Origin of the sequence: Actinomycetospora aeridis (genome assembly GCF_037400275.1) — a bacterium.
GTDB lineage: Bacteria > Actinomycetota > Actinomycetes > Mycobacteriales > Pseudonocardiaceae > Actinomycetospora > Actinomycetospora aeridis.
In genome coordinates this window covers 134,762-158,617 of the sequence record NZ_JBBEGL010000007.1, presented here as the reverse complement: position 1 = coordinate 158,617, position 23,856 = coordinate 134,762, and the positions used below count along the sequence as shown (strand labels likewise).

Here is a 23,856-nt window from a genome sequence, read left to right as displayed (position 1 = left end):
CCTCAGCTTCCGTCGGGGGATCATTCGTGTCCACTGGACGTTCGTGCACGGAGATGTTCAGCTCATGTGCATGGAGCTGTCGCTGCGGCGCCTGCGGACCCTGCGCGAGGTCGCCCGGCGCGGTGGCGTCAACGCCGCCGCCGCGTCCCTGCACTACTCGCCCTCGGCGGTCTCGCAGCAGCTCGAGGCCCTCGGCGCCGAGGTCGGCGCCCCGGTGCTCGAGCGCCGCGGACGGGGCGTCCGGCTGACCGAGGTGGGGAGGGTCCTCACGGAGCACGCCGACATCCTGCTCGCCGCCGAACGGCGGGCGTGCGCCGCGGTCGAGGAGGCCCGGCACACGCTCTCGGCGCGCCTCGAGGTCGGCGTGTTCGCCGCGGCCGCCGCGTCCCTGCTGCCCGCGGTCATCGCCGACCTCCACGCCCACCACCCGGGGATCACGCTCGACAGCTTCGAGGTCGACACCGAGGACGCCGTCACCGACCTGCGCCACGGGCAGCTCGACCTCGCGCTCCTGCTCGACTACCCCGACGCCCCCGAGCCGTGGGCGGGCGACCTCACCGTCGTGCCCCTCGGCCTCGACCGCATCCACCTCGCCTGCCCGGCCGACGCCCCGTACGCGCCGGGCGTCGACCTCGCCGCGCTCGCCCACGAGCACTGGATCATCTCCGGGCCCCGGACCTACTACGGCCGCGCCGTGCGCACCGCCTGCCGCCGCGCCGGCTTCGACCCGCTCGTGCGCCACCGCGTCGACGGGCTCGCGACCGCGCTGGCCATGGTCGCCGTCGGCCTCGGCGTCACGCTCGCGAGCGACCTCGGGCGCGTGTTCACCCCGGCGGAGGGCATCCGGATCGTGCCGTTCGAGCGGCCCCTGCGCCGCGCGATCGTCGTCGCGCACCTCCCGCACGCCGAGGACCGCCCGACCGTCCGCGCGGTGATCGACGCCTTCACCCGCGCCGCCGCCGCCCAGGGCCTGGGCCCGGTCGATGCGGCCTGAGTCGTGCGAGCGATGCGGCTTTCCTGGCGTGTCACGCCAGGATCGCCACAGTCTCGCTGCGCGACACGCCGGGCGTCGGCGGGGCGCTCCGGGCGCCGGCCCCGCTCAGGGCTGCGGCGCGGAGTAGGTGCGCACGGCGTAGCCGAACCACTGGTCGCGGAACGCCCGCGCGGCGACGCTGACCGCCGCCTTGGGCACGATGGCGTCGAAGCCGTGGTAGGCGCCCGGGAACTCGCGGAACTCCACCGGGACGCCCGCGGCGCGCAGGTTCTCCACGTAGGCCACGGTCTCGTCGCGGAACGCCTCGATGTCGCCGACGTAGGTCAGGGTCGGCGGGAGCCCGGAGAAGTCCGTCGCGCGGGCCGGGGCGGCGTAGGCGGGGACGTCGGCGGTGCCGGCGAGGTCGCCGAGGTACATCCGCCAGGCCGAGCGGTTGGTGACGGCGTCCCAGACCGGGGCGTCGTTGTCGCGGGTCGACGCGGTGTCGCCACGGTCGTCGATCATCGGGTAGATCGGCATCTGGAACGCGACGGCGACCTTCCCCCGGTCGCGGGCGTAGAGCGTCGTCGCCGCCGTCAGCCCGCCGCCCGCGCTGGCGCCCGCCACCGCGATCCGGTCGGACCGCACACCGAGCCGCTCGGCGTGGTCGCGCAGCCAGCGCAGGGCGGCGTAGCAGTCGTCGAGCGCGGCCGGGTAGGGCGCCTCGGTGCTCAGCCGGTAGGCCGGGCTGACGACGACCGCCCCGCTCCCGCTGATCAGGGGCCGGAGGCCGGCCGCCTCGTACTCGGGCGCGCCGCTCGCGTAGCCGCCGCCGTGGATCCACAGCAGGCCCGGGGCGTCGCCCGTCCGCGGGCCCGTCGACCGGTAGACGAACAGGCGCAGCGTCGACCCGTCCGGGCGGGTGACGTGCTCCTCGGTGCGCGTCAGGCCGCGGGGGACGCGGGCGCGCAACCACGTGTCGACGGCGCCGGGGACCGACATCCCGCGGCGCAGCTGCTCCTCGGACCGCGCGGCGAGCACGCGGCCCAGCAGCGCGCCACGCCGACGCAGCTCCGGGTCGATCATGTCGCGACGAACCTGCATGCTGCTCCCTCATGAGTGCGACGTGGGCCGATCACGCCATCTGGTGGCAGGTCTACCCCTTGGGCTTCGCCGGCGCCGAGCGCGAGGCGCTGCCCCCCGGCGAGGCCCCGCGCCACCGGCTCGGGCGCCTGGAGCACTGGCTCGACTACCTCCTCGAGCTCGGCTGCTCGGGCCTGGCGCTGGGTCCGGTGTTCGCGTCGGGCTCCCACGGCTACGACACGACCGACTACTTCCGCATCGACCCGCGCCTCGGCGACGACGCGGACTTCGGCGCGCTGGTGGACGCCTGCCACACCCGCGGCATCCGGGTGCTGCTCGACGGCGTGTTCAACCACGTCGGCCGGGACTTCGAGGTCTTCCGCCGTGCCGAGCAGGGCGACCCTGACGCCCGGGCGTGGTTCCGCTGGGACGGGGACGGGCCCGCGGTCTTCGAGGGCCACGACCTGCTCGTCGCGCTGGACCACGACGCGCCGGCGGTGCAGGAGCACGTCGGGGAGGTCCTGCGCCACTGGCTGGGCCGCGGCGCGGACGGCTGGCGGCTCGACGCGGCCTACCAGGTGCCGCACGCGTTCTGGCGCGCCGTCCTGCCGGGCGTGCGCAGCGAGTTCCCCGACGCCTGGTTCGTCGGCGAGGTCATCCACGGCGACTACGCCGCGTTCGTCACCGACGCCGGCCTGGACTCGGTGACCCAGTACGAGCTCTGGAAGGCGATCTGGAGCGCGCTCAACGACCGCAACTTCTACGAGCTCGCGCACGCCGTCGAGCGGCACTCGGCGATGCTCGACACCTTCGCCCCGCTGACCTTCCTCGGCAACCACGACGTCACGCGCATCGCGAGCAGGCTCGAGCACCCCGACCACCTCGGGCACGCGCTCGCGGTCCTGCTGGGCGTCGGCGGGATCCCGACGATCTACGCGGGCGACGAGCAGGCCTTCACCGGCGTCAAGGAGGAGCACGAGTTCGGCGACGACGCCGTCCGGCCCCCGTTCCCCGACGACCCCACCGGCCTCGCCCCCTTCGGCGCGCCCACCCGCGAGCTGCACCAGCGCCTCGTCGGCCTGCGCCGCCGCCACCCCTGGCTCACCCACGCCCGCACGCGCGTCGAGCACCTCACCAACACGGCCCTGGCGCTGCGGTCCACCGGTCCCGACGACGCGATCCTCGTCCTGCTCTCGACCGACGACGCGCCGCAGCGGTTCCCCGACCTGCCGCACGGCGAGATCCTCGCCGCGTCCGACGACGGGCACGACGCGCTCCTGGTGCCGCCCCAGGGGTGGCGCATCCTCAGGGGATGAGCGCGATCTTCCCGGTGACGGCGCGCTCGGCGTAGCGCCCGAGCGCCGCGCCGGCCTCCTCCAGCGGGCGCCGGGCCGGAGCGGGCGGGTGCAGCTCGCCCCGGTCGACGCGGGCGAGCAGGTCCGCCGCGAGCGCGGTCGCCGCCCGCGGGTCGGCGCGGGCCCAGTCGCCCCAGTCGACGCCGACGACGGTGCGGTTGGCGAGCAGCACGCGGTTGGCGGGCAGCCGCGGGATCTCGCCGCTGGTGAACCCGAGCACGGCGTAGCGGCCGAGCGGGCGCAGCGCGCGCAGGGCCTGCTCGGCGGCGTCGCCCCCGACCGGGTCGATCACCACGTCCGCGCCCCCGTCGGTGCCGGCGCGGATCGCGTCCTTGAGCGCGTCATAGCCGACGGCGTCCTCCGCGCCCGCGGTCACCGCCGCGTTCCGCTTCTCCTCGGTCGACGCCACGGCCAGGACCCGCGCGCCGAGGCCGCGGGCCACGTCCACCGCCGCCAGCCCGATCCCACCGCCGGCGCCGAGCACGACGACGCGCTCGCCCGCCGTGATCGGCAGCCGGTGGGTGGTCGCGAACAGCAGCGTGCTGTAGCTCTCGAGCGCCGTGGCCGCGACGGCGGCGTCGACGTCCTCGGACAGCGGCGCGACCTCCTCGGCGGGCACCACCACGTGCGAGGCGTACGCGCCGAACCCCATCATCAGCGCCGCCACCCGGCAGCCCCGCACACGCCCGTCGACGCCCTCGCCGACGCCGACGACCCGCCCGGCCACCGCCGTCCCGGGCGTGAACGGCAGCTCGGGGCGCAGCTGGTAGCCACCGCGCACGATCAGCGCGTCGACGAAGCTCGCCCCCGCCGCCTCGACGGCCACGACGACCTGCCCCGGTCCGGGGGAGGGGTCGGGCTCCTCGACGAGCTCGAGACGGTCGGTCGGGCCGAACTCGCGGCACAGGACGCGGCGCACGGCGGCCACGCTACGTCGTCTGCGGGACGCGCCGTTCCGTGTCGCCCGTGTCGCCCGTGTCGCCCGTGTCCTTCGCGAGCTCTGCCATCAGCCCGCGGCGGATCTTCGGCTGCTGCGAGAGCGCCACGGCGACGATCGTGAGCAGCACCCACATCGTGATGCTGCTGAGCACGACGAAGATCGCCGGCAGGATGATGATGCCGGAGCGCTCCGCCCACTCCTGCGCGGCGAAGATGCGGACGATCAGCATGAGGTTGACGACGTAGCCGAGCACGTAGGACACCGCGAAGACGATCGCGAACTGCTTGAGCGTGCCGTCCCTGCGCCGGTGCCAGATGGGCTCGTCGCGGATCGGCACGATCACCGAGGCGATGTTGCCGACCCCCAGCCAGAGCACGATGAACGAGATCATCAGCGCGCAGGCCCGGAGGAACGCCTCCCAGCTGCCGGCCCGCCAGGCGAGGAGCGCGCTGATCAGGAACCCGATGGGCGCCACCAGGCAGACCAGCGCCAGGTTCTTGGTGATCAGGAGGTGCCACAGCCGGGACCCGCTCTCGAGGGCCGCGCGTACGCGCATGCCGTCGAAGCTCATCGCGTTGAGGCACACCGCACCGCCCATGACCACCGAGACGGTCCAGAGCCCGAGGTAGGGCAGGTACTGCGCCATCCGGTCCCACTGGAACAGGCGGATGACGCCGAGGTAGAGCAGCCCGAGCGCCAGGCTGACGGCGAGGCTCTTGAGCAGGGTCCGCGGCCTCCGGGTGAGCATGTAGGCGATCTCGCCGCGCAGGCCGTGGGCGAGGGCGGGCCCGTGGCGCCCGACCGCGGTGCGCCCGGACAGCACGGCGTGGCCGTCGACCTCCGCCGCTCCCGGTGCGGACTCCCCGGCGTCGAGGCGGGCGAGGCGGGCGTCGAGCACGGCCAGGTGGGCCTCGACCAGGGCCAGGCGGGCGACGGTGACGGCGTCCGCGGCGTCCGCCTCGGCGCGCGCGGCCGCGGCGTGGGTGACCGGCGTTCCCGTGTCGCCCCCCGTGTCGTCGCCGGCCGTGTCGTCGTGGGAGAGCAGCGCCGAGCGCACCCGCAGCCGCCGCTCGTCGCCCCCGTGACCGAGGGGCTCCCGGCGCTCCGCGGCCCGCTCGTCGTCGAGAACCCGCCGAACGTGGCGCCGGAGGCGCTCGACGTCGTCGCGGTCCTTCCACTTCGAGGCCAGGGCCTCGCGCTCGGCCGCGCCGGCGCGCTCGACGAGTTCGGTGAGGTCATCGACGGCGGACACGGACCGCACCCTCACCCGCCGGGGGCCGTGGGCGCCTCATCCGCCGTGGATGAACCGGCGCTCGCGTCATGACGGCGAGTTGGCCCGCAGCTCCGCGCCGACGCGGCGCAGGTGGTGCTCCCCGGCCACGATCCGCCGCCGGCCGAACGGGCCGGGACAGAACGGCTCGTCGTCACGGAGCAGCTGGGCGGCCCGGTCGGCGAGCCAGGCCGGTTCGAGGAGCTCCAGCGCGCCGGTCGCCGCCGTGCCCCACGCCAGACCGAGCTGCTCCGCCGAGGCCGCGGCGAGGCGGTCGCGGTGGTCGGGGAAGAGGACCTCGTCGGCGCGGGACCGCAGGAGGTCCAGGTCGAGCGGGGCCCGCCGCCCGTCGGAGAGGGCGACGGCGGTCGCGCCGATGTAGACGTGCAGGTGCGGGCGCACGCCGTTGACGCGGGGGACGCGCTCCTCGATGACGTGGGCGAGCGCCAGTCGCGCCGGCTCCGGGCCGTCGGGCCCGTCGACGAACCCGACGGTCGCCTGGACCGCCTGCGCGGTGGTCGACGCCTCGTTCTGGTGCAGCTTCCGGAGCGCCGCGACGTCGCCGGCGTGGCCCGTCGACTCGAGCATCGTCATGTAGATCGCGAGCGAGAGCGGGACCGGCACGACGAGGTCGATCGCGTCCTCCGGCGGGAAGCCCGTGACCAGGTCGAACAGGCGGTCGGGACGCACCGGTGCGTCGGACGTCGACACCATGTGCTGACCACCCCCGACCGTGACCGCCATCACGGTACGGGGGTTCCGGCGATTCAGCCCGTCGAACGGTTGCCCACGGCCGGAGCGGCGAGCAGCGCGCGGGCCGCGGCGAGCAGTCCGTCCTGGTAGGCCGGGTCGGCGGCGCGCGCGGACCGGTCGCCGAAGCCTCGGCGGTAGTCGAGGACGCCGCCGGACGGACCCGACGGGTTGAGCACGAGGCTCGCGAGGGTCGCGCCCGACCGGTCGGCCGAGACGGCGAACGGCGCCAGCGCCACGAGCGGGGCCCCGAGCACCCGGAGGGCACCTTGCTGCCACGCGGGCCGGGAGCGGGCGAGACCCGTGTCGGGCATGAGTCCGGGGTCGTAGCAGGTCCAGTGCGTGGCGGGGTAGGCCCGGGCGTAGGCGCCGGTGAGTGCGGTCGTGTGGAGCTTCGACGTGCTGTACCGCTGCGGGCCGCTCGCGCCCGCCACCTCGCCGCGGGCGAGGGCGCCGAGGTCGAGGTCCTCCACCGGGTCCGGGATGATCGGCGTCAGCCCCGGCACGTGGGTGCCCGAGCCCAGGAGGACGACCAGGGACGGCGGGAGCGGGCCCGCCATGAGGGCGTCGAGCAGGACGACGTGGCCGAGGACGTTGATCGCGAGGGTCTCCTCGACGCCCTCGGCGGTGAACGTCGGCGTCGGCCCGCTGAACTGGACGCCGGCGTTGGCCACGACGGCGTCGAGCGGCGGCAGGTCCGCGGCCACCTCGCGGACGTGCTCCGGGCGGGCGAGGTCGAGGACGACGGGCGTGCCGCCGATCTCCTCGGCGACCCGGGTGACGGCGGCGGGATCGCGCCCGCTGACGACCACGTCGGCGCCGCGACGGGCGAGGGAGCGGGCGGTGGCCAGGCCCAGACCGCGGGTGGCCCCGGTGATGAGGATGCGCATGGCGGCGACCGTACCGGCACGTCGTGCCAAGTGGCAACGTGTGCCGTTTGGCGCCTCCTGTCACACTGGGCGGGTGAGCACGCCGTCCCTGCGCGAGGTCAAGAAGCAGCGCACCCGCGACACCATCGTCGCGGCGGCGGCGCGGCTGTTCGACGAGCACGGGTACGACGCCGTGACCGTCGCCGAGGTCGCGGAGGCGGCGGAGGTGGGCCCGCGGACCCTCTACCGGCACTTCGCCGACAAGGAGGACTTCCTCTTCGCCAAGGACGCCGAGCACCACGCCGCCATCACCCGAGCGGCCGCCGGCGCGCCCGCCGACGCCACCCCCGCCGCGATCCTGTCCCGGGCGGTCCGCGAGGTCGCCGCGCTCGTCGAGCCGGACCGCGACATGCTGGTCCGGCGGGCGCGGGTGACCGCGCGGACGCCGGCGCTGCAGGCGCGCGAGGCCATGAAGCACGCGGTGATGCAGCAGCTCTTCGTCGACGAGCTCGTGCGGCGCGGCCACCCGCCGCAGCGGGCCCGCCTGGTGGCGGGTCTCGGGATCGCCTGCGTCGTCGAGGCCCTCACGCGCTGGCTGGAGGGTCCCGACGGCGTGACGCTCGTGGAGGCGTTCGACGCCGTCGAGTCAGAGGTCGCGGCTCTCGTCCCGTGACGACAGCTCCTTCTCGCCGAAGAACACGGCGATGTGGTTGCCGTTGTAGGGCGGGATCGGCCGGTAGCCGGTGGCGACGAACAGGGTCCGGCTGTGCCGCTGCTCCGGGCCGGCGTCGAGGCGTACGCGGGTGTGGCCCAGCGCGCGGGCGGCGTCCTCGAGCGCGGCCAGGAGGGCGCGGCCGACGCCCCGCGAGCGGGCGTGCGGCACGACGTACATCTGCTTGATCTCGCCGACGCCCGCGCCGAGGTGGCGGACCCCGCCGATCGCGACGGGCACGCCGTCCTCGTAGCCGACCAGGAACCGGCCCCGCGGGGGCGCGAGCTCGTCGGGGGTCGTCACCGACCCCGGGCGCGCCGCGCGCCCGGGGTACTGGGTGTCGAGGAGCGCGTTGAGGTCGGTGAGGAGCTCCCGGCCGGGGGAGGCGTCGGAGCGCTCGGCGCGGAACTCCAGCAGCTCAGGACACCCCGAGCCGTTCGGCGGCCATCCGTGTCCCCGCGACACGGTTGGTGATCTTCTGGAACGCCACGTCGCGGGCGAAGTCCGGCGAGCCGTGGTTGGGCTTCTCGTCGATGGAGAACGGCGAGAAGCCGCAGTCGTCGGTCGAGCCGATCTGCTGGCGGTCCATGAAGTCCGCCGCGCGCACGAGCCGGTCGGCGACCTCCTCCGCGCTCTCCACCCGCGGGTTCCCGGGGTTGATCACGCCCAGGTAGGCCATCTGCGTCACGCCGTTCGCGTCGGTGCGCAGGTTCTTGCCGATCGACTCGTAGACCGGGTCCTTCTCGCGCTCGCTGGCGAGCTGGATGAGGAAGTAGCCGGCGTTGATCTTGAACATCTCGGGCAGCAGGTTGTTGTAGGGCACGTCGGCGGAGTGCACCGAGTCGCGGTCGCCACCGGGGCAGGTGTGGATGCCGATCCTCGTGCGCTCCTCGGGCGTGAAGCGGTCCATCACCCCGTTGATCAGCTCGATGAAGTGCGGCAGCAGGCCGGCGCCGGTCCACGGGTTGCGCGGGTCCTCGCGGGTCGCCAGACGGCCCTCCGTGAAGTCGACCGACACCCGTGCCGCTCCCGCGTCGAACGACTGCCGGATGTCCTTCTCGCACTCGTCGATCAGCTTCGCCTCGAAGTCCTCGCGGCTGTAACCGTCCACCGGGTCCTTCAAGGGGTAGAGCAGCGCCAGCATCGACGGCGAGATCACCGCCTGCTTGATCGGCGCCGTCGCCTTGCCGATCGACTTCCGCAGCGAGTCGGCCGCGTAGTTCACGTACTCGAACGGGCCCTTCACGAGCTTGGGCAGCTGGCGGCCGTGCCCGTCGGCGAAGATCGCGAAGAACTGTCCGCCGGGCCCGAGCGAGGGTGCGAGGCCGGTGCCGGCGAGGGTGTCGGTGATCGGGTAGGTCGCGAACGACGACCACCGCTGCTCGCCGTCGGAGATGATCGGGGCGCCGGTCGCCCCGTAGCGGGCCAGCGTGTCGTCGACGGCGGCGTCCTGCTCGGCCTCCAGTGCGGCCTTGTCGATCGTCCCGTCGTCGTAGGCGGCGTACGCCTCCTGCAGCTTCGCTGGCCGGGGCATAGAGCCCACCGGCTCCGTCGGGATGCCGGTCGCGGTCCGCGGGTCGTAGTCGGCCATGGCGAAGCTCCAGTTCGTCGACGAATCGGGGAGCCGTCGCCGACGCTAGGATGTGATCTAGATCACGTCAACGCCCCACCTCATCCTCCGCGGGTGGGGACGGGGCGGGCGTTCGTGTCTAGAACCGACGCGTGTGCCTGTTCATCCTGCTGCTGGTCCTCGGGCCCCGCGCCGTCATCGTCATCTGGTGGTTTCTCGCTCCGCTGACGTGGAGCGTGGCCTTCGGCGGGAGCCTGCTGCTGCCGATCCTCGGCTTCCTGCTCCTGCCGTGGACGACGTTGATGTTCGTGCTCGTGGCGCCGGGCGGGATCGTCGGGATCGACTTCCTGTGGCTCGCCCTCGCGCTGTTCGCCGACATCGCGAGCCACGCCGGCGGCAACGTCTACCGCCGCCGCCGGGCGTGAGCTCCGCGGCCGGGCTCAGTTCCCGGTGCGCTGCTTGACCTCTCCGGAGGCCATGTCCTTCTTGCCGCTGTACTCGAGCTTCTTGTTGCCCGTGGCCTGTCCGGTGACCTCCTTCGCCTTTCCCTTGACCTGCTGGGCGCGGTTCTTGGCGGTCTTGTCAGCACTCATGTGATCGAGATTCCCTGGTGGTGCACAACCAGTCGCGCACCATCGGTAAAGAGGCCGGTTGCGCCCGGAAAGGCTCCGTCCGACACGTCCCTGACTCCTCCCTGCGGCGCACCGCACTGCCCCGTCCCGGCTCAGAAGCCGGCCGCGGCCTCGGCGAGGTTCGTGACCTTCTGCTCGAGCAGCGCGCGGTCGGCGGCGCCGTGGCGTCCGAACCCGCACGACATCGAGAGCCGGAGGCGATCCTCCCCGACGACCTCCGCCCAGCCGGCCGCCCGGATCTTCCACACGGGCATGGGGGAGTAGTCGGCCTCGTCGACGAGGCCGACGGTCAGGGCGATGCTCCGGGGCACGTCCTTCAGCGCCTCACGCTCGGCCCACTCGCTCCAGTAGGTCGCCTCGAGCAGGGCGTCGTCGACCACGCCGTCGAGGCGCTGCAGGATCGGCACCCACGGCGCGAGGCGCAGGACGCTCGAGATCGGGCGGCCCTTGTTGTTGCCGTTGCAGAAGTGCACGCCACGGGTCGTGCCCTCGACGCCGTCGAAGCAGGCGGCGATGAGTCCGGCGCCGGCCTCCGCGGTCATGCGCCCCTCGTTGACCAGCGTCGCGATGATCGGGGCGTCGAGCTGGACGTGCGGGCACCCCGCCGCCGCCAGGCGGCGCAGCTCGGTGTTCACGATCGCCAGGAGGTCGGGCATCGCCCGGTCGATCGCGTCCTGCTGGTCGAGCAGCGCCGGCACCATGATCTCGAACGGCGTGACCACGGTGGCCTTGGTGACCCCGCCCGGCAGCGTCCGGTCGTGCTCGTAGGCGGCGGCGTACCCGAGGCCACCCGGGGCCGCGATCGGGCCGTCGATGGTGAGGTGGCCGAAGTCGTCGTAGTCGTACTCCTCGAAGGGCGGCGCCGCGTCGACGGTCAGACCGGTCAGGTACCGGGGCAGCGTGGCCACGAAGTTCTCGACGAAGTACTCGCCGCTGGTCCACTCCGCGAAGCCGAACTCGCGCTGCTCGCGGATGGCCCGGGTCGCCCAGATGTCGGTGATCTTGCGGGCGGCGTCGCCGGTGGGGTCCTCGCGGCGTGCTCGCGCCAGCTCGTCGGTGTGGTCGTCATAGGGCCACCACGATCCGACCACGGTGATGGGCAGTGCCATGTCGTCCTCCGTCCGCCGGTCCCTGTGCCGCGGACGCTAGGAACACGGGAGGGCGCCGGCGATCCGCTGCGCGCCGGTGAGCCGGAACGCGCCGGGGCTCAGGAGGAGCGGGCGCGGCGCAGGGTGTCCGAGGGCGCCTCACCGAAGCGGCGGCGGTAGTGCGCGGCGAACCGGGGGACGTGGGTGAACCCCCAGAACGTGGCGCACTCGGTCACGCCGGAGGGCAGGGCGTCGCCCCGGCCGGCCAGCTCGGCGTGGGCACGGTCGAGGCGGGCGTCCCGCACGTAGACGCTCGGCGACGTGCCGTACCGGCGGAGGAAGGCCGTCTGCAGGGTGCGCACCGCGAGCCCGGCGGCGTCCGCGATGTCCGACACCGTGATCGGTTCGCCGAGGTGCGCGTGGACGAAGTCGGCCGCCTGGTCGACGTGGCCGGGGTCGGTGCCGGGGCCGGTATCGGGCGGCCCCTGCGCGGCGATCAGACCGGTGACGAGCAGGTCCTCGAGGTGCGCCACGGCCAGCGGGCTCGCGGTGAGCCCGCCGCGGTCGGCGTCCTCGACGACCCAGCGCACGAGCCGCAGCCAGCTGCGCACCGCGGGTTGCCGGGGGTCCAGCCCCGTCCGCAGCGTCACCGGACACCGGGTGGCACCGGCCCGCGACTCGAGATGGCGTCGCGGCACCAGCACCGACAGCTGGCGGAAGCCCCGAGCCCACCGCATGTCGACCGTCGTACCCGGATTGATCACCGATCCGGCGGCCGCATCCCCGACCCGCACCGTGCGGGCGCCGTCCCGGACCTCCGCCCGCCCGCGCAGGCCGAGGTTGGCCGCGTAGTAGTGCAGCGGGTCGGGGCGGATCGTCATCGCCGCGCCGAGCTCGAGGTAGACGATCTTCACGTGCCCGAGGTCGAGGGCGTTGGCGCGGGCGGCGAACGCCGCCGACCGACCGCCCTCGAGCCGGTGCGGGCTGAAGACCCGACCGAGCTCGGCCTGCGCCCGGTCGACGTCGCGGGTCCGCACCGACGGGTGCGCCGCGAGCGGCTCGTTCCACGTCCCGGCGGGCATCCGACGACCGTGATGCCGGTCGTGGCGGCGGGGCCAGCCCCGGTCCCGTCCAGCGGGACGGGCGGGCCGGGCCGGGTCAGACGGCGGGGGTCGTCTCCCGGGTCGGGGCGCCGCGGGCGAGCACGTACCCCGCGCCCGCGGCCAGCGGGAACATGATCACGCCGTACACCGCCGCGGGGACGGCCAGCGCCTCGTCGCCCAGCACCGTCAGCGCCACCGCGATCGCCAGCGTGCTGTTGTGGATGCCGATCTCGAACGCCGACGCCACCGCCTGCCGGTGGCCGACGCGGAAGAGACGCGGCACGAGGAAACCGATGGTCAGGCTGGCGAGGCAGAACAGCGTCGTGATGATCCCGACGTCGGCGAGGTAGCTGCCGAGGTTCTCCCGCTCCGCGAGGAGCGCCCCGAGGATGACGAGGGCGAGCACCACCGCCGAGAGGATGCGCACGGGGCGGTCGGCCCGGTCCGCCCACGACGGCCACCGGCGACGGACGAGCATGCCGAGGGCGACCGGCACGAGGACGATCGCGAACACCTGCACGATCTTGTCGAACTGCAGGCCGACCGAGCCGTCCAGCGGCGGCGCGAACCACCCGATCGCCAGGCTCACGATGAGCGGGAGCGTCACCACGGCGAGCACCGAGTTCACGGCGGTCAGGGTGACGTTGAGGGCGACGTCGCCCCGGAACAGGTGGCTGAAGAGGTTCGCCGTCGTGCCGCCCGGCGAGGCCGCGAGCAGCATCATCCCCACCGCGAGGACCGGGCTGAGCCCGAACGCCACGACGAGGGCGAAGCAGATCGCCGGCAGCAGGAGGACCTGCGTCGCGAGCGCGACCGCGACGGCACGGGGCTCGCGGGCGATCCGCGCGAAGTCCCCCACGGTCAGCGAGAGCCCGAGGCCGAACATCACCACGGCGAGGGCGAGGGGCAGCCCGACGGTGGTCAGCGCGGTGTCCATCGGCGGTCTCCCGGCGTCGGTGGGGCGGGAGCCCATGGTCGGACAGATCGGGCCTACCGGACAAGCTGGTCCGCGCCGGGGGTCCAGGGGGGGATCGGCGGGTCGTGGTTGCGCCCGCGGACCGGCGGTAGGAACGGGGCAGACCGAGGAGAGGGGACCGCGCCGTGATCGATCGGGCCGGGCTGGCGGAGTTCCTCCGGCGCCGCCGGGAGTCGCTGCAGCCGGACGATGTCGGGCTGCCGCGCGGGCAGCGACGCCGGACGGCGGGCCTGCGGCGCGAGGAGGTCGCCGCGCTGTGCCACATGTCGACCGACTACTACGCGCGGCTCGAGCGCGAGCGCGGGCCGCAGCCCTCGGAGCAGATGATCGCCTCGATGGCGCAGGGCCTGCACCTCTCGCTCGACGAGCGCGACCACCTCTTCCGCCTCGCCGGGCACCACCCGCCGGCCCGGGGGGCGGTGGCCGAGCACATCAGCCCCGGGATGCTCCGGGTGCTCGACCGCCTCGACGACACGCCCGCGGAGATCGTCACCGAGCTCGGCGAGACCTTGCGCCAGACCCGGCTCGGCGTGGCCCTGACCGGCGAGACCACGCACTACACCGGGCCGTTCCGCAGCATCGGCTACCGGTGGTTCGCCGACCCCGCCTCCCGCGCGCTCTACGCCCCCGAGGACCACGACTTCCTCTCCCGCATGTGGGCCTCGGGGCTGCGGGAGGTCATGGGCCGCCACGGTCGCGACTCCCGCGCGGCGTACCTCGCCGATCTCCTCCTGGCCGACAGCGCCGAGTTCCGCGCCGTGTGGGGCGAGCACGAGGTCGGCATCCGACCCCAGGGCGTCAAGCACTTCGTCCACCCCGAGCTCGGGCGGCTCGACCTGACCTGCCAGACGCTGCTCGACCCGCACCAGGCGCAGTCGCTGCTCGTCTACACGGCCGCGCCCGGCAGCGAGAGCCACGAGAAGCTCCAGCTGCTCTCGGTGATCGGCGCGCAGGCGCTGACCTGACCCCTGCCGCGGCGCGACCGGCACGTTCCGCACCTTGCGGGCCCTGTTGATCATGCGCAACGTGCCGGTCGTCCCAGGCGCGCCGCACCCGGGCAGGATCACCGCCATGGGGAGGCCACGCACGCTCGCGGAGCGGTACCGGCACTTCGGTGAGGTCGAGATCGCCGAGACGTCGCCCCTGTACGCCCGCATCGCGGTGGCGCTCAGCGAGTCCGACGCCGCGATGCGTGCGGTCGAGTCGGCGCCGGCGTGTCGGCGGGCGCCCGCGCTGGTCCTCGCCGCCCTGCACGACCTCGCCCTCGCCGGCCGGGCGCCGGCGCTCACCCGCGCGGACGCCGCCGTCGAGACCCTCCGGACGATGACCGACGCGGTGGTCGACATCGTCACCCGCCGACGCCACCGCCCCGACGAGACGGCGCGCGCGACCGTCCTCCACCCGACGGTCGCGGAGGCCGCGCACCGCGTCGGCGCCGCGGCGATCGGCCTCGTCGACGTGGGGTGCGGGGCCGCGTTCGACCTGGGCGTCGACCGCGTCGGCATCACCTACGACGACGGCCGGACGCTCGGCGACGCGTCGTCGCCCGTCCAGCAGTCGGCGACGGTGGTGGGGGACCGGCCGGTGCCGACGCTGGCGATCCCCGAGGTCGTCGCCCGCGTCGGCGTCGACCGTGACCCGCTCGACGTCACCGACGCCGACGACGCCCGCTGGCTGCGCGCCTGTCTCGCCCCGGACCAGCACGAGCGCGCCGCCCGCCTCGACGCCGAGATCGCCCTGGCGCGGGCGACCCCGAGGGTCCTCCTGCGTGGCGACCCCCTCGACCTGCTGCCCGACGCCCTCGCCCGCGTCCCGGACGGGGCCCTGCCGGTCGTCACCACCACGTGGGCGCTCTCGGCCTTCTCGCTCGAGCAGCGCCGGGTCTTCCTCGAACGCCTGCAGCAGGCTCGCCGTCCGGTGGCCTGGGTGTCGGTGGAGGGTGTCGGCGTGGCGCCGTCGATCCCGACACCGGGCGACCGCCCCGCCTCGGGCCACAGCCTCCTCGGCCTGGCCACGAACGACGGTCCGGCGCCCACCGTCCTCGGGCGCTGCTGGTCCCGCGGCCGCCTGCTGTCCTGGCTGGCGGCTCCCCGGTGACGATGCTTCGATCTTCGAAGCGTTCCCGGCGGAGCGAAGAGGCCCCTGGTGGGGGCGACCGCGGGCCGTCAGCTCCGCACGAGCCCGCCGACCCGGGCCGTGCCCCGCGTCATGGCCCGCCGCGTCACCGCGGCGAGGTAGACGTCGGCGGTCTGGCCCGCGAGGAGGTCGAGGTCGTGGGCCCGGGCGAGCCCCGGTCCCTGCGACGCGGCGGCGTGACTACGCGCTCGGTCGGCGTGCAGCGCGCCCAGCCCGTCGGCGAGCGCGGCGGCGTCGGCGCCCGGCGGGACCAGGAGCCCGACCTCCGACGGCACGACCTCGCGCAGGGCCGCGGTGTCCGGCCCGAGCACCGGGGTGCCGACGGCGAGCGCCTCGAGCGCCACGGCCCGCGACGCCGCGTCCGACGCCCCCGGGGCGACCACCGCGACGCGCGCCGACGCCACCCGCGCGTGCCGTGCCTCCCCGTCCCGCTCCTCGGCGAACGCCACCTGCCCGGACAGCCCCAGCTGCGCCGCGCAGCCCCGCAGGGTCGGTTCGTGCACCCCGCAGCCCTGCAGCACGAGGCGCCCCGGCGACACCACCCGCGCCCAGGCGTAGAGCAGCGGACGGACGGCGTCGGGCTCCAGCCCCAGACGTCCGACCCGCACGACGACGTCCTCGTCACGATGACGCGGCGAGGTCCAGAGAGCGGCCGGGTCGATGCCGTCGCCGACCACCGCGACGTGGGCGCGGGAGCGCCCGGCGGCGAGCGCCTCGGCGCCCGCGGGGGAGCGCACGACGACCGAGCGGTGCGTGCGCACGGCCCACCATCGCAGGCGCAGCAGCGGCGCGCGCCGGTCGGTCGGCTCCGGGGCGGGGAGGGTCGTGGCGAGCGCGACGACGGGCCGGGACGTCCAGCGCGGGACGGCCAGCGGGCCGGGCGAGGTGCCGAGCTCCTCGACGACGAGGTCGGCGCGGGTGTGGCGGGCCGCGACGACCGCGGCGGCGACGTAGGCGAGCAGCCGCCCGCGCCGGGTCCAGCCGCGGCGCACGGGGTGGGTCCAGCGCACCATCCCCGCGCCGTGGTGCTCGATCCGGTCGACGACGCCGGAGCGGCGCGGGCTCAGCACCGTGATCTCGTGCCCGGCGACGGCGAGGCGACGGTGGAGCTCGGCGGCGGCGTCGGGGTCGGCGCCGCCGAGGTGCAGGATCCGCAGGGTCGGTGCCCAGGCGGCGGCGCGGGCGGGGGCGGCGGGCGGTCCCACCTCGATCGTCGCGTACGGGTCGTCCTCGGGGGCAGGGGCGGGCGCGTCCGCGGTCGGTCGCACCACGGGGTCGACCACGAGCGCGGCCCGCGGCGTCCCGGCCCGGACGTGCCGGACGAGCAGGGGAAGCCCGGCGACGACGACGCCGACGACGCCGAGCGCGACGAGCCAGGCGGTCACCGACCCCCGCGTCGCCACCAGCAGGACGAGCAGCGCCACCGCGGCGACCAGGGGTCGGCGCCGGGTCCGCGGGGCGGGCGCCCCGGATCGGGACCGGTGCCACCACCGCCCGAGCACGCCGAGCAGCCCGGCCCCGGCGACCGCGCCGCCGGCCGCGCCGACGAGCAGCCCGGGCGAGCCGTCCGGGGCCAGCTCGCCACCGATCGCGACGCCCTCGCCGAGCATCACCGCGGCCCCGAGCAGGCTTGCCGCCGGGACGGCGCGGGCGCCGGCGGCCAGGAGCCGCCACGTGCCCGCCGCGGTGAGCCCGACCCCCGCGAGCACGACCGCGCCCCCGGCCAGCAGGAGCTCGGGCGGCGCGCCCGCGCCGAGGACCGGGGCGGCGAGGGGCGCCGGCACGGTCGCGACCACGGCGACGAGGGGCAGGAGCACACGCACCAGCGAGTCGGGTCCCCGCCGCCCCGGATGTCGGCACGCGTCGGTCCCCTCGGGCATGGCGTGTCCTCCCCGGGACGGTCGACCCCACCGGCGTGACCGAGGGTGCCGTGGTCACGCTCGGTACGGCACAGCGGTCTGGGGAGTCCAACGAGGCAGACCCGGAAGGGTGTCGCCGCGCGGCCGTCTGGGGGGTCACGCCGCGACGGCCTCCCGGGCGCGCGACGAGGTTCGGTACGGGTCGGGGGAGAGCAGCGCGGCGACGATGGTGATCAGCACCATGGCCGACATGTAGACGGCGATCCAGCCCCAGCCACCGGTCGCGTCGAGCAGCGCCGTGGCGATCACCGGGGCCAGGCCACCGGCGAACACGCTCGCGCCCTGGGCCCCGATCGACGCGCCGCTGTAGCGCACCTCGGGCTCGAAGAGCTCGGAGAACCACGCCGGCTGCGGCGCGTAGACCGCGGAGTTGCCGACGTTCACCGCGATCACCGTCGCGAGGATGATCCACGGCAGCGACCGGGTGTCCAGCGCCCAGAAGTACGGCCAGCTCATGAGCAGGAGCACCAGCGAGCCCCAGAGCACGACCGGGCGCCGTCCGAACCGGTCGCACGCCCAGCCGTAGAACGGGATGCTCGCGAGGCCGAGCGCCGACGAGACGATGACCGCGACGAGCAGGTCGCTGCGCGCCATCCCGAGCACGACCGTGCCGTAGGTCAGGACGAAGGTGGTGTGGATGTAGAACGTGCTGTTCTCGGCGAAGCGCAGGCCGGCGGCCCGCAGCACGTTGCCCGGCTGGCGGCGCAGCACCGCGAGCACGGGCTGACGCTCGATCTTCCCGGCCGACTTCGCCGCCTCGAAGACCGGCGACTCGGCCACCCGCAGCCGGATCACGATGCCGACGGCGACGAGCACGATCGAGGCCAGGAACGGCACCCGCCAGCCCCAGGACAGGAACGCCTCGTCGGACATCAGCGCCGACATGATCAGCAGTGAGAGGTTCGCGGTGAGCATGCCGGCCGGCACACCGGTCTGCGGGAAGCTCCCGAAGAACCCGCGGCGCTGCGGCGGCGCGTACTCGACGGCCATCACCGCCGCGGCGCCCCACTCGCCGCCGAGGCCGATGCCCTGCACGATCCGCAGGAGCACCAGCAGGATCGGCGCGGCGATCCCGATCGTCGCGTACGTCGGCAGCAGCCCGACGACGAACGTGCCGCCGCCCATCATCACCACCGACAGCACCAGCATCGACTTGCGGCCGATCCGGTCGCCGAAGTGCGCGAAGATCACGCCGCCGAACGGCCGGGCCACGAAGCCGACGCCGAAGGTGGCCAGCGCGAGCAGCGTGCCCGTGAGCGGGTCGGCCGAGGGGAAGAAGAGCTTCCCGAACACCAGGGCGGCCGCGGCGCCGTAGACGAAGAAGTCGAACCACTCGATGGACGTGCCGATCAGCGTGGCGGCGGCGACCCGGCGGGTCTCGCGCGCGGTCGGAGCGGGTGGTGCGCTCGGAGCAGGATGCATGGCCGGGCCCTGCCTTCCGCGAGGCGGTGGTCGCTGTGTGTGACGCAGACCATACGGAGCGCTTCGCGTTTCCACCAGACGATGCGTGTGCCGGACGGTCCGGACACCTACCGGCCACGGCGGCCTCCCCTTACCGTGAGAGCGGTCACACCACTGGGGGTCGTCGTGGAACCACCGCTGCTGCGCCCGGCCGCGAGCTACGACGAGCTCTGGCGGCAGGTCGACTTCACCCGCCTCGACATCCCCGAGCGGTTCAACCTGGGCGTCGCCTGCGCCGACCGGCAGGACCCGCAGGCGCGGGCGCTCACCGTCGTCGAGCGGGACCGCAGCGCGCGTGACCACACCTTCGGTGAGCTGACCGCGTCGTCGAACCGGCTGGCCAACGCCCTGGCCGCGCTCGGCGTCGGGCGCGGCGACGTCGTCGGCCTCGTCAGTCCGGCCTCGTTCGAGACCGGCGTCGGCTTCGTCGCGATGTTCCGCATGGGCGCGATCGCGTTGCCCCTGTCCGCGCTGTTCGGTCCCGACGCGCTGCGCTTCCGCCTGCGCGACGCCGGCGCGAAGGCCGTCGTCACGGCGGCCGCGAACGCCGACCGGGTGCGCGAGGCGCTGGACGACGGCGGCGAGCAGATCCCTCTCCTGGTGATCGGAGGGGACGGCGACGACGGCTACGAGCAGGCGCTGGCGACCGCGTCGGACGCGTTCACCCCGGTCGACACCGCGGCCGAGGACCCGGCGTTCCTCATCTACACCTCGGGCACCACCGGCGACCCGAAGGGCGCGCTGCACGCCCACCGCATCGTCTACGGGCACCTGCCGGCGTTCGAGGCGGTCTACGAGTTCTTCCCGCAGCCGGGCGACGTCCTGTGGTCGCCGGCCGACTGGGCGTGGATCGCCGGGATCATGGACATCCTCACGCCGGCGTGGTTCCACGGCCTGCCGGTGGTGGTCGACCGCGAGCCGGCCTTCACCGCCGAGCGCGCGGTCTGGCTGATGCGCGAGCACGGGATCACCCTGACCCTGCTGCCCGCCACCGCCCTGCGCGTCATCCGGGCGTCGGGTCTCGACGGCGGTGACTTCGCGTTCCGCGCCATCTGCTCCGGCGGCGAGGCCCTGGGCGCCGACCTGCTCAAGTGGAGCGAGGAGTTCTTCGGCGCGACGGTGAACGAGGGCTACGGCCAGACCGAGCTCAACGCCTGCATCGGCAACTGCGCCTCGGTCTACCCCGTGCGCCCCGGGTCGCTGGGCAAGGGTCTGCCGGGCTTCACGCCGGTGGTGCTCGGCGAGGACGGCGAGCCGGTGCTCGACACGGTCGGCGAACTCGCCCTCGACCGCCGGACGCCGTCGACGATGCTCGAGTACTGGCGCAACCCGGAGGCGACGGCCGCGAAGTTCCGGGGGAACTGGCTGCTCACCGGCGACCTCGCCCGCCAGGACGCCGACGGCTACGTGTGGTTCGAGTCCCGCAAGGACGACGTGATCAACTCGGCCGGCTACCGCATCGGGCCCGGCGAGATCGAGCAGAGCCTCGGGGGCCACGACGCCGTCGCGATGGCCGCCGTGATCGGCGTGCCCGACGAGCGACGCGGACAGGTGCCGAAGGCGTTCGTCGTCCTGCGCCCCGGCGTGACGCCGTCCGCCGAGCTGGCCGACGAGCTGCGCGCGCACGTCCGGGCGCGGCTGGCCGCCCACGAGGTGCCGGCGGCGATCGAGTTCCTCGACGAGCTGCCCCGCACCACCACCGGCAAGATCCTCAGGAGGGCCCTGCGGCCGGACTGATCAGGCGCTCACGCCCCGCTGCCCGACCGCGCCGCGCAGGCCGACGCAGCCGATGCACCCCACGCAGTCGACGCAGTCCACGCACCCGATGCAGCCCACGCACCGTGTGCAGTCCACGCAGGCGATGGTGCCCAGGCACAGGCGGAGCCGGAGGCCGACGAGCGTGAGGACGCTGGCCAGGATCGCGACGCTGCCGGCGGTGCCCGCGCTGCCCGCGACGGCGACGCTGCCCGCGGTGGCGGCGCTGCCGGCGACCGCGACGCTGCCCGCGGTGGCGGCGCTGCCCGCGACGGCGACGCTGCCGGCCGTCCCGGCACTGCGGAACACGCCGGCGCTGCCGCTGGTCGCGACGCTCCCGGCCACGGCGACGCTGTGGGAGGTGTCGACGCTGCCCGCGACGGCGACGCTGCCCTCGGTCCCGGCGCTGCCGACCGTGCTCGAGTGCTCCTCGCTCATGGCCGAGAAGGTTGCCCGGGCCCGCGCGTGCCGTCCAGCGATCAGGCGGCGCGGACCCGCAGCGAGGAGACGACGGCGCCGACGGCGACCATCACCACGACCAGCCCGCACAGGCCGACCGCCACCGCCGCCAGCCCCCAGACCTCGACCGCCACCCCGGCGAGCAGGCTCGCGACGGCCGCCGCGAGGTAGCAGTAGAGGTAGATCGCGGCGAGCGTGCCGGCGTGCGTGCCCTCGGGGCTGCGCTCGAGCAGGATCCGCATCGCGCCGGCGAACGCGACGCCGAACCCGGCCCCGGCGACGGCCGCGGCGACGAGGTAGGCCGCGAAGCTCCCGACGGCGATGGCGACGACGTAGCCGGCGATCCCGACGACCAGCCCGATCGCCCCGCCCGTCAGGGCCCGCGCGGCGCCCATCCGGTTGGCGGCGAGCCCGGCCGCCGGCCCGACGAGGTGGTACACGGCCACGGCGAGCGCGCCGCTGAGGCCGCCGTGCCCGTCGAGCACCGTCACGACCAGCGACGGCGCCAGCGCCTGGGTGAAGCCGCCGAGGACATAGGTGCCCGCGACGAGCAGGCACACCGGCGGGAACACCCGGCGCGCCGTCGCCGGCACCCGGACCACGGGCCGCAGCGAGCGCGCCGCGCCGGGCCGACGGGTCACCGTCTCCGGCAGGAACAGCACGGCCACGGCGGCCGCGGTGAGGACGGACGCCGTCACCACGAACGACAGGACGGGCGCGCTCGCCGGCACGAGCTGGAGCGCGATGCCCGAGGTCAGCGCCCCGAGCGCGATGCCGCCGGGAGGCGCGCCGCTGGTCACCGCGCCGGCGAGACCCGGCCGCGACGGGGGCACGAGGTCGACGACGAACGCGCCGAGCGCGCTGAGCGCCAGCCCGACCGAGAGGCCCTGTACCGCCCGCCCCGCGAGCAGGGGCAGCGCGGAGTCCACGGTGGCGAGGACCAGGCTCCCGACCGCGCCCGCGAGCAGCGCCGGCACGGCGACCCGGCGGCGTCCGAGGTGGTCGGAGAGGCCGCCGCAGCACAGTAGCGCGGCCAGCAACGGGAGGATGTAGATCGCGAACGCGCCGGTGAGCACGACCGTCGAGAGCCCGTAGGTCTGCTGGTAGACGACGTAGAGCGGGGCCGGGACCCCCGCCGCGGCACAGGCCGCGACGAAGGCGACCGACGCGACCGAGAACGTGGTGGCCGATCCGTTGGGGGTGCGGGTCCGCAGCACCGGCCTCAGACCGTCCCGCCGTGCAGCATCACGGGGACCAGGGTAGTTCGCCCGGGACAACCACCGGGAGGACGAACGTCACCTTCACCTCAGGGCAGGGGCCGCAGCGCCGCCCCGGCCGCGAGGAGCCGGTCGCGGTGCGCGCGGCCGTGGTGGCCGCAGAACGTGAGCTCGCCCCCGCCCGGGAAGGTCGCGACGGACGAGGCGCGCACCCCGCACCGGTCGCAGTTCTCCCTGGTGGCCTGCTGTGGTGCCTCGAGGATGATGGTCATGGCGTTCGCCCCCTCCGGGCTCTCGGGTGATGACCCGAGACTGCCCGCGGGGACCGACACCGAGGATGGTGCGAGCCCCCGGAGGCGGGGGGTCAACCCGACGAACGCTCCGCGGCACCGACGAGGCGGCGGAGCTTGACACCCACGTGCAGCGCCAGCCGCTGCTCGCCGTCGCGGAGGTCGACCCCCGCGAGGGACTCGATGCGCCCGAGCCGGTAGTAGAGCGTCGAGCGGTGGACGTGCAGCGCGGCGGCCGTGCGAGTGGCGTCGCCGCAGCAGTCGAGGTAGGTCTCCAGCGTGTCGACGAGGTCGGTCGTCTCGTGCCCGAGGAGCCGCCGCAGGGCGGGCGGGTACAGCGCGCTGCTCACGGCCTCGCGGGGCAGGGCGAGCAGGACGGCGTAGACACCCAGGTCCTCGGGCGCGACGACGTCGCCGAGATGGGGGAGCAGGGTCGCGGCCTCGGCGAGCCCGCGCGCCTCGTCCGCCGACCGGCGCGCGGCGTCCGGGCCGGAGGCCGGGCTGCCGAGCCCGACGACGACGTGCCCGGGGATCCCGTCCACGATCCGGGCGGCCGCCGTGCGGGCGGCGTCGACGGCGGCAGACGCGCCGAGGAGCAGGACGGTGGCCTGGCGCCCGGCGCCGGTCACGAGCACACCGCGGCGCGCGAGCTCCTCGCCCGCGCGTCGCAGCGCCGCTTCCTGCCCCGCGGGGTCGGCGAGGCGTACCGACAGGGCGATCGCCGGCTCCGCGGCGTCGGCGACCTGCTCGTCGACGACGGCCCGGGCGGCGGCGGCGCGCACGTCCGGGTCGGCGGCGAGGAGGTCGCGGGCGAGCGCGTCCCGGCGGTCGTGGTCGCGCTCGCGGTGGACGAGGCGGCGGTGGAGCAGCTCGGCGATCTCGGCGGCGACCCCCGCGGCGAGGTCGATCTCCGCGTCGGGCACCGACCCGTTGATCCCGTCGATCTCGTTGATCCCGTCGATGAGGAACAGGTGCCCGAACGGGATGCCGTGCGCCCGGACCGGGCAGACCACGCGCGCCTTGAAGTGGAACTCCGGCGCGGCGGGGATGCGGCCGGGCGCCGTCCAGCGGTGGATGCCGTGGGCCGCGAAGTGCGCCAGCACGCGGGGGTCGGAGCTGCGCTGCAGGACGGCGTGGGTGCGCAGCGGGTCCTCGTCGCCGAAGTGCCGGCTGGCCACCACGAGCCGGCCGTGGGTGTCGTCGACCGCGACCGAGCGCCCGAGGCGCGCGGCGAGGGCGTCGACCGCCTGCTGCAGCCCGTCCACGGAGGCGTGTGTCACCGCCTCACCGTGGCACGT

The 23,856-nt window shown here is 75.0% G+C and carries 24 protein-coding genes; 7 read left to right on the top strand and 17 right to left on the bottom strand.

Annotated elements, in window-relative coordinates; translation table 11 throughout:
• Positions 1–64 precede the first annotated feature (64 nt).
• Positions 65–994 carry a LysR family transcriptional regulator gene (locus WCD41_RS24330; protein ID WP_337717349.1) on the top strand — a complete coding sequence of 310 codons (930 nt, stop codon included), beginning with the start codon at positions 65–67 and terminating at the stop codon, positions 992–994.
• A gap of 105 nt (positions 995–1,099) precedes the next feature.
• On the opposite strand, the gene WCD41_RS24325 is transcribed toward WCD41_RS24330, so the two are convergent.
• On the bottom strand, positions 1,100–2,077 hold the full coding sequence (locus tag WCD41_RS24325) for an alpha/beta hydrolase (RefSeq protein ID WP_337717347.1): 978 nt from the start codon (positions 2,075–2,077) through the stop codon (positions 1,100–1,102).
• 11 nt (positions 2,078–2,088) lie between these two features.
• Between WCD41_RS24325 and WCD41_RS24320 the strand changes: the two genes are divergently transcribed.
• Positions 2,089–3,372: an alpha-amylase family glycosyl hydrolase gene (locus tag WCD41_RS24320; protein ID WP_337717345.1), complete on the top strand. Its 1,284-nt coding sequence runs from the start codon at positions 2,089–2,091 to the stop codon at positions 3,370–3,372.
• Here WCD41_RS24320 and WCD41_RS24315 read toward each other — a convergent pair.
• The 4 genes from WCD41_RS24315 to WCD41_RS24300 form a co-directional block, all read right to left on the bottom strand.
• Entirely contained in the window at positions 3,362–4,330 is a 969-nt protein-coding gene (locus WCD41_RS24315) for a zinc-binding dehydrogenase (RefSeq protein WP_337717344.1), read from the bottom strand. The genes WCD41_RS24320 and WCD41_RS24315 overlap by 11 nt on opposite strands.
• 10 nt (positions 4,331–4,340) lie before the next feature.
• Entirely contained in the window at positions 4,341–5,603 is a 1,263-nt protein-coding gene (locus WCD41_RS24310) for an MFS transporter (protein ID WP_337717342.1), read from the bottom strand.
• Positions 5,604–5,669: 66 nt separating this feature from the next.
• Entirely contained in the window at positions 5,670–6,365 is a 696-nt protein-coding gene (locus tag WCD41_RS24305) for a hypothetical protein (RefSeq protein ID WP_337717340.1), read from the bottom strand.
• A gap of 23 nt (positions 6,366–6,388) precedes the next feature.
• Positions 6,389–7,261 carry an SDR family NAD(P)-dependent oxidoreductase gene (locus tag WCD41_RS24300; RefSeq protein WP_337717338.1) on the bottom strand — a complete coding sequence of 291 codons (873 nt, stop codon included), beginning with the start codon at positions 7,259–7,261 and terminating at the stop codon, positions 6,389–6,391.
• Positions 7,262–7,334: 73 nt separating this feature from the next.
• Between WCD41_RS24300 and WCD41_RS24295 the strand changes: the two genes are divergently transcribed.
• Positions 7,335–7,913 carry a TetR/AcrR family transcriptional regulator gene (locus WCD41_RS24295; protein ID WP_337717336.1) on the top strand — a complete coding sequence of 193 codons (579 nt, stop codon included), beginning with the start codon at positions 7,335–7,337 and terminating at the stop codon, positions 7,911–7,913.
• Here WCD41_RS24295 and WCD41_RS24290 read toward each other — a convergent pair.
• A complete protein-coding gene (locus tag WCD41_RS24290) occupies positions 7,887–8,417 on the bottom strand; it encodes a GNAT family N-acetyltransferase (RefSeq protein WP_337717334.1) in 531 nt (176 codons plus the stop codon). The two genes, WCD41_RS24295 and WCD41_RS24290, sit on opposite strands and share 27 nt — an antisense overlap.
• Positions 8,371–9,543 (bottom strand): uroporphyrinogen decarboxylase/cobalamine-independent methonine synthase family protein, encoded by a 1,173-nt coding sequence (locus WCD41_RS24285; RefSeq protein ID WP_337717332.1) that lies wholly within the window; start codon positions 9,541–9,543, stop codon positions 8,371–8,373. Before WCD41_RS24285 ends, WCD41_RS24290 begins: the two co-directional genes overlap by 47 nt.
• Positions 9,544–9,674: 131 nt before the next feature.
• Here WCD41_RS24285 and WCD41_RS24280 point away from each other — a divergent pair, with 131 nt between their 5' ends.
• On the top strand, positions 9,675–9,947 hold the full coding sequence (locus WCD41_RS24280) for a hypothetical protein (protein ID WP_337717330.1): 273 nt from the start codon (positions 9,675–9,677) through the stop codon (positions 9,945–9,947).
• 15 nt (positions 9,948–9,962) lie between these two features.
• Here WCD41_RS24280 and WCD41_RS24275 read toward each other — a convergent pair whose 3' ends face one another.
• From WCD41_RS24275 to WCD41_RS24260, 4 genes are all read right to left on the bottom strand, one after another.
• Positions 9,963–10,115, bottom strand: coding sequence for a CsbD family protein (locus WCD41_RS24275; protein ID WP_337717328.1), 153 nt, complete (start codon positions 10,113–10,115; stop codon positions 9,963–9,965).
• Between the two features lie 131 nt (positions 10,116–10,246).
• Positions 10,247–11,263 carry a hypothetical protein gene (locus tag WCD41_RS24270; protein ID WP_337717326.1) on the bottom strand — a complete coding sequence of 339 codons (1,017 nt, stop codon included), beginning with the start codon at positions 11,261–11,263 and terminating at the stop codon, positions 10,247–10,249.
• Positions 11,264–11,361: 98 nt separating this feature from the next.
• Entirely contained in the window at positions 11,362–12,324 is a 963-nt protein-coding gene (locus WCD41_RS24265) for an AraC family transcriptional regulator (RefSeq protein ID WP_337717324.1), read from the bottom strand.
• Positions 12,325–12,400: 76 nt separating this feature from the next.
• Positions 12,401–13,282 carry a bile acid:sodium symporter family protein gene (locus tag WCD41_RS24260; protein ID WP_337717322.1) on the bottom strand — a complete coding sequence of 294 codons (882 nt, stop codon included), beginning with the start codon at positions 13,280–13,282 and terminating at the stop codon, positions 12,401–12,403.
• Positions 13,283–13,446: 164 nt separating this feature from the next.
• Between WCD41_RS24260 and WCD41_RS24255 the strand changes: the two genes are divergently transcribed.
• The gene (locus WCD41_RS24255) at positions 13,447–14,286 is read left to right on the top strand and encodes a helix-turn-helix transcriptional regulator (RefSeq protein ID WP_337717320.1); all 840 of its coding nucleotides are present in this window, start codon (positions 13,447–13,449) and stop codon (positions 14,284–14,286) included.
• Between the two features lie 106 nt (positions 14,287–14,392).
• Positions 14,393–15,418 carry a DUF2332 domain-containing protein gene (locus WCD41_RS24250; protein ID WP_337717318.1) on the top strand — a complete coding sequence of 342 codons (1,026 nt, stop codon included), beginning with the start codon at positions 14,393–14,395 and terminating at the stop codon, positions 15,416–15,418.
• A gap of 68 nt (positions 15,419–15,486) precedes the next feature.
• On the opposite strand, the gene WCD41_RS24245 is transcribed toward WCD41_RS24250, so the two are convergent.
• Positions 15,487–17,337: a glycosyltransferase gene (locus WCD41_RS24245; RefSeq protein ID WP_337717316.1), complete on the bottom strand. Its 1,851-nt coding sequence runs from the start codon at positions 17,335–17,337 to the stop codon at positions 15,487–15,489.
• Between the two features lie 135 nt (positions 17,338–17,472).
• Complete coding sequence (locus WCD41_RS24240; RefSeq protein WP_337717314.1) at positions 17,473–18,798, bottom strand: MFS transporter; 1,326 nt, start codon at positions 18,796–18,798, stop codon at positions 17,473–17,475.
• Between the two features lie 165 nt (positions 18,799–18,963).
• On the opposite strand from WCD41_RS24240, the gene WCD41_RS24235 reads away from it, so the two are divergent.
• The gene (locus WCD41_RS24235; RefSeq protein ID WP_337717312.1) at positions 18,964–20,574 is read left to right on the top strand and encodes an acetate--CoA ligase; all 1,611 of its coding nucleotides are present in this window, start codon (positions 18,964–18,966) and stop codon (positions 20,572–20,574) included.
• Here the strand turns inward: WCD41_RS24235 and WCD41_RS24230 are convergent, their stop codons facing one another.
• From WCD41_RS24230 to WCD41_RS24215, 4 genes are all read right to left on the bottom strand, one after another.
• Positions 20,575–21,030, bottom strand: a complete 456-nt coding sequence (locus WCD41_RS24230) for a hypothetical protein (protein ID WP_337717311.1) — start codon at positions 21,028–21,030, stop codon at positions 20,575–20,577.
• A gap of 41 nt (positions 21,031–21,071) precedes the next feature.
• Complete coding sequence (locus WCD41_RS24225) at positions 21,072–22,268, bottom strand: MFS transporter (protein WP_337717309.1); 1,197 nt, start codon at positions 22,266–22,268, stop codon at positions 21,072–21,074.
• A gap of 89 nt (positions 22,269–22,357) precedes the next feature.
• On the bottom strand, positions 22,358–22,540 hold the full coding sequence (locus WCD41_RS24220) for a DUF7455 domain-containing protein (RefSeq protein WP_337717307.1): 183 nt from the start codon (positions 22,538–22,540) through the stop codon (positions 22,358–22,360).
• Positions 22,541–22,632: 92 nt separating this feature from the next.
• Positions 22,633–23,838, bottom strand: coding sequence for a PucR family transcriptional regulator (locus WCD41_RS24215; RefSeq protein WP_337717305.1), 1,206 nt, complete (start codon positions 23,836–23,838; stop codon positions 22,633–22,635).
• Positions 23,839–23,856 lie beyond the last annotated feature (18 nt).

What these genes read in the sequence shown, in the direction of transcription:
- WCD41_RS24330 (WP_337717349.1), top strand. Translation starts at nt 65, where the DNA reads ATGTGCATGGAGCTGTCGCTGCGGCGCCTGCGGACCCTGCGCGAGGTC.
- WCD41_RS24325 (WP_337717347.1), bottom strand. Translation starts at nt 2,077, where the DNA reads ATGCAGGTTCGTCGCGACATGATCGACCCGGAGCTGCGTCGGCGTGGC.
- WCD41_RS24320 (WP_337717345.1), top strand. Translation starts at nt 2,089, where the DNA reads ATGAGTGCGACGTGGGCCGATCACGCCATCTGGTGGCAGGTCTACCCC.
- WCD41_RS24305 (WP_337717340.1), bottom strand. Translation starts at nt 6,365, where the DNA reads ATGGCGGTCACGGTCGGGGGTGGTCAGCACATGGTGTCGACGTCCGAC.
- WCD41_RS24300 (WP_337717338.1), bottom strand. Translation starts at nt 7,261, where the DNA reads ATGCGCATCCTCATCACCGGGGCCACCCGCGGTCTGGGCCTGGCCACC.
- WCD41_RS24285 (WP_337717332.1), bottom strand. Translation starts at nt 9,543, where the DNA reads ATGGCCGACTACGACCCGCGGACCGCGACCGGCATCCCGACGGAGCCG.
- WCD41_RS24275 (WP_337717328.1), bottom strand. Translation starts at nt 10,115, where the DNA reads ATGAGTGCTGACAAGACCGCCAAGAACCGCGCCCAGCAGGTCAAGGGA.
- WCD41_RS24270 (WP_337717326.1), bottom strand. Translation starts at nt 11,263, where the DNA reads ATGGCACTGCCCATCACCGTGGTCGGATCGTGGTGGCCCTATGACGAC.
- WCD41_RS24265 (WP_337717324.1), bottom strand. Translation starts at nt 12,324, where the DNA reads ATGCCCGCCGGGACGTGGAACGAGCCGCTCGCGGCGCACCCGTCGGTG.
- WCD41_RS24260 (WP_337717322.1), bottom strand. Translation starts at nt 13,282, where the DNA reads ATGGACACCGCGCTGACCACCGTCGGGCTGCCCCTCGCCCTCGCCGTG.
- WCD41_RS24250 (WP_337717318.1), top strand. Translation starts at nt 14,393, where the DNA reads ATGGGGAGGCCACGCACGCTCGCGGAGCGGTACCGGCACTTCGGTGAG.
- WCD41_RS24245 (WP_337717316.1), bottom strand. Translation starts at nt 17,337, where the DNA reads ATGCCCGAGGGGACCGACGCGTGCCGACATCCGGGGCGGCGGGGACCC.
- WCD41_RS24240 (WP_337717314.1), bottom strand. Translation starts at nt 18,798, where the DNA reads ATGCATCCTGCTCCGAGCGCACCACCCGCTCCGACCGCGCGCGAGACC.
- WCD41_RS24230 (WP_337717311.1), bottom strand. Translation starts at nt 21,030, where the DNA reads ATGAGCGAGGAGCACTCGAGCACGGTCGGCAGCGCCGGGACCGAGGGC.
- WCD41_RS24220 (WP_337717307.1), bottom strand. Translation starts at nt 22,540, where the DNA reads ATGACCATCATCCTCGAGGCACCACAGCAGGCCACCAGGGAGAACTGC.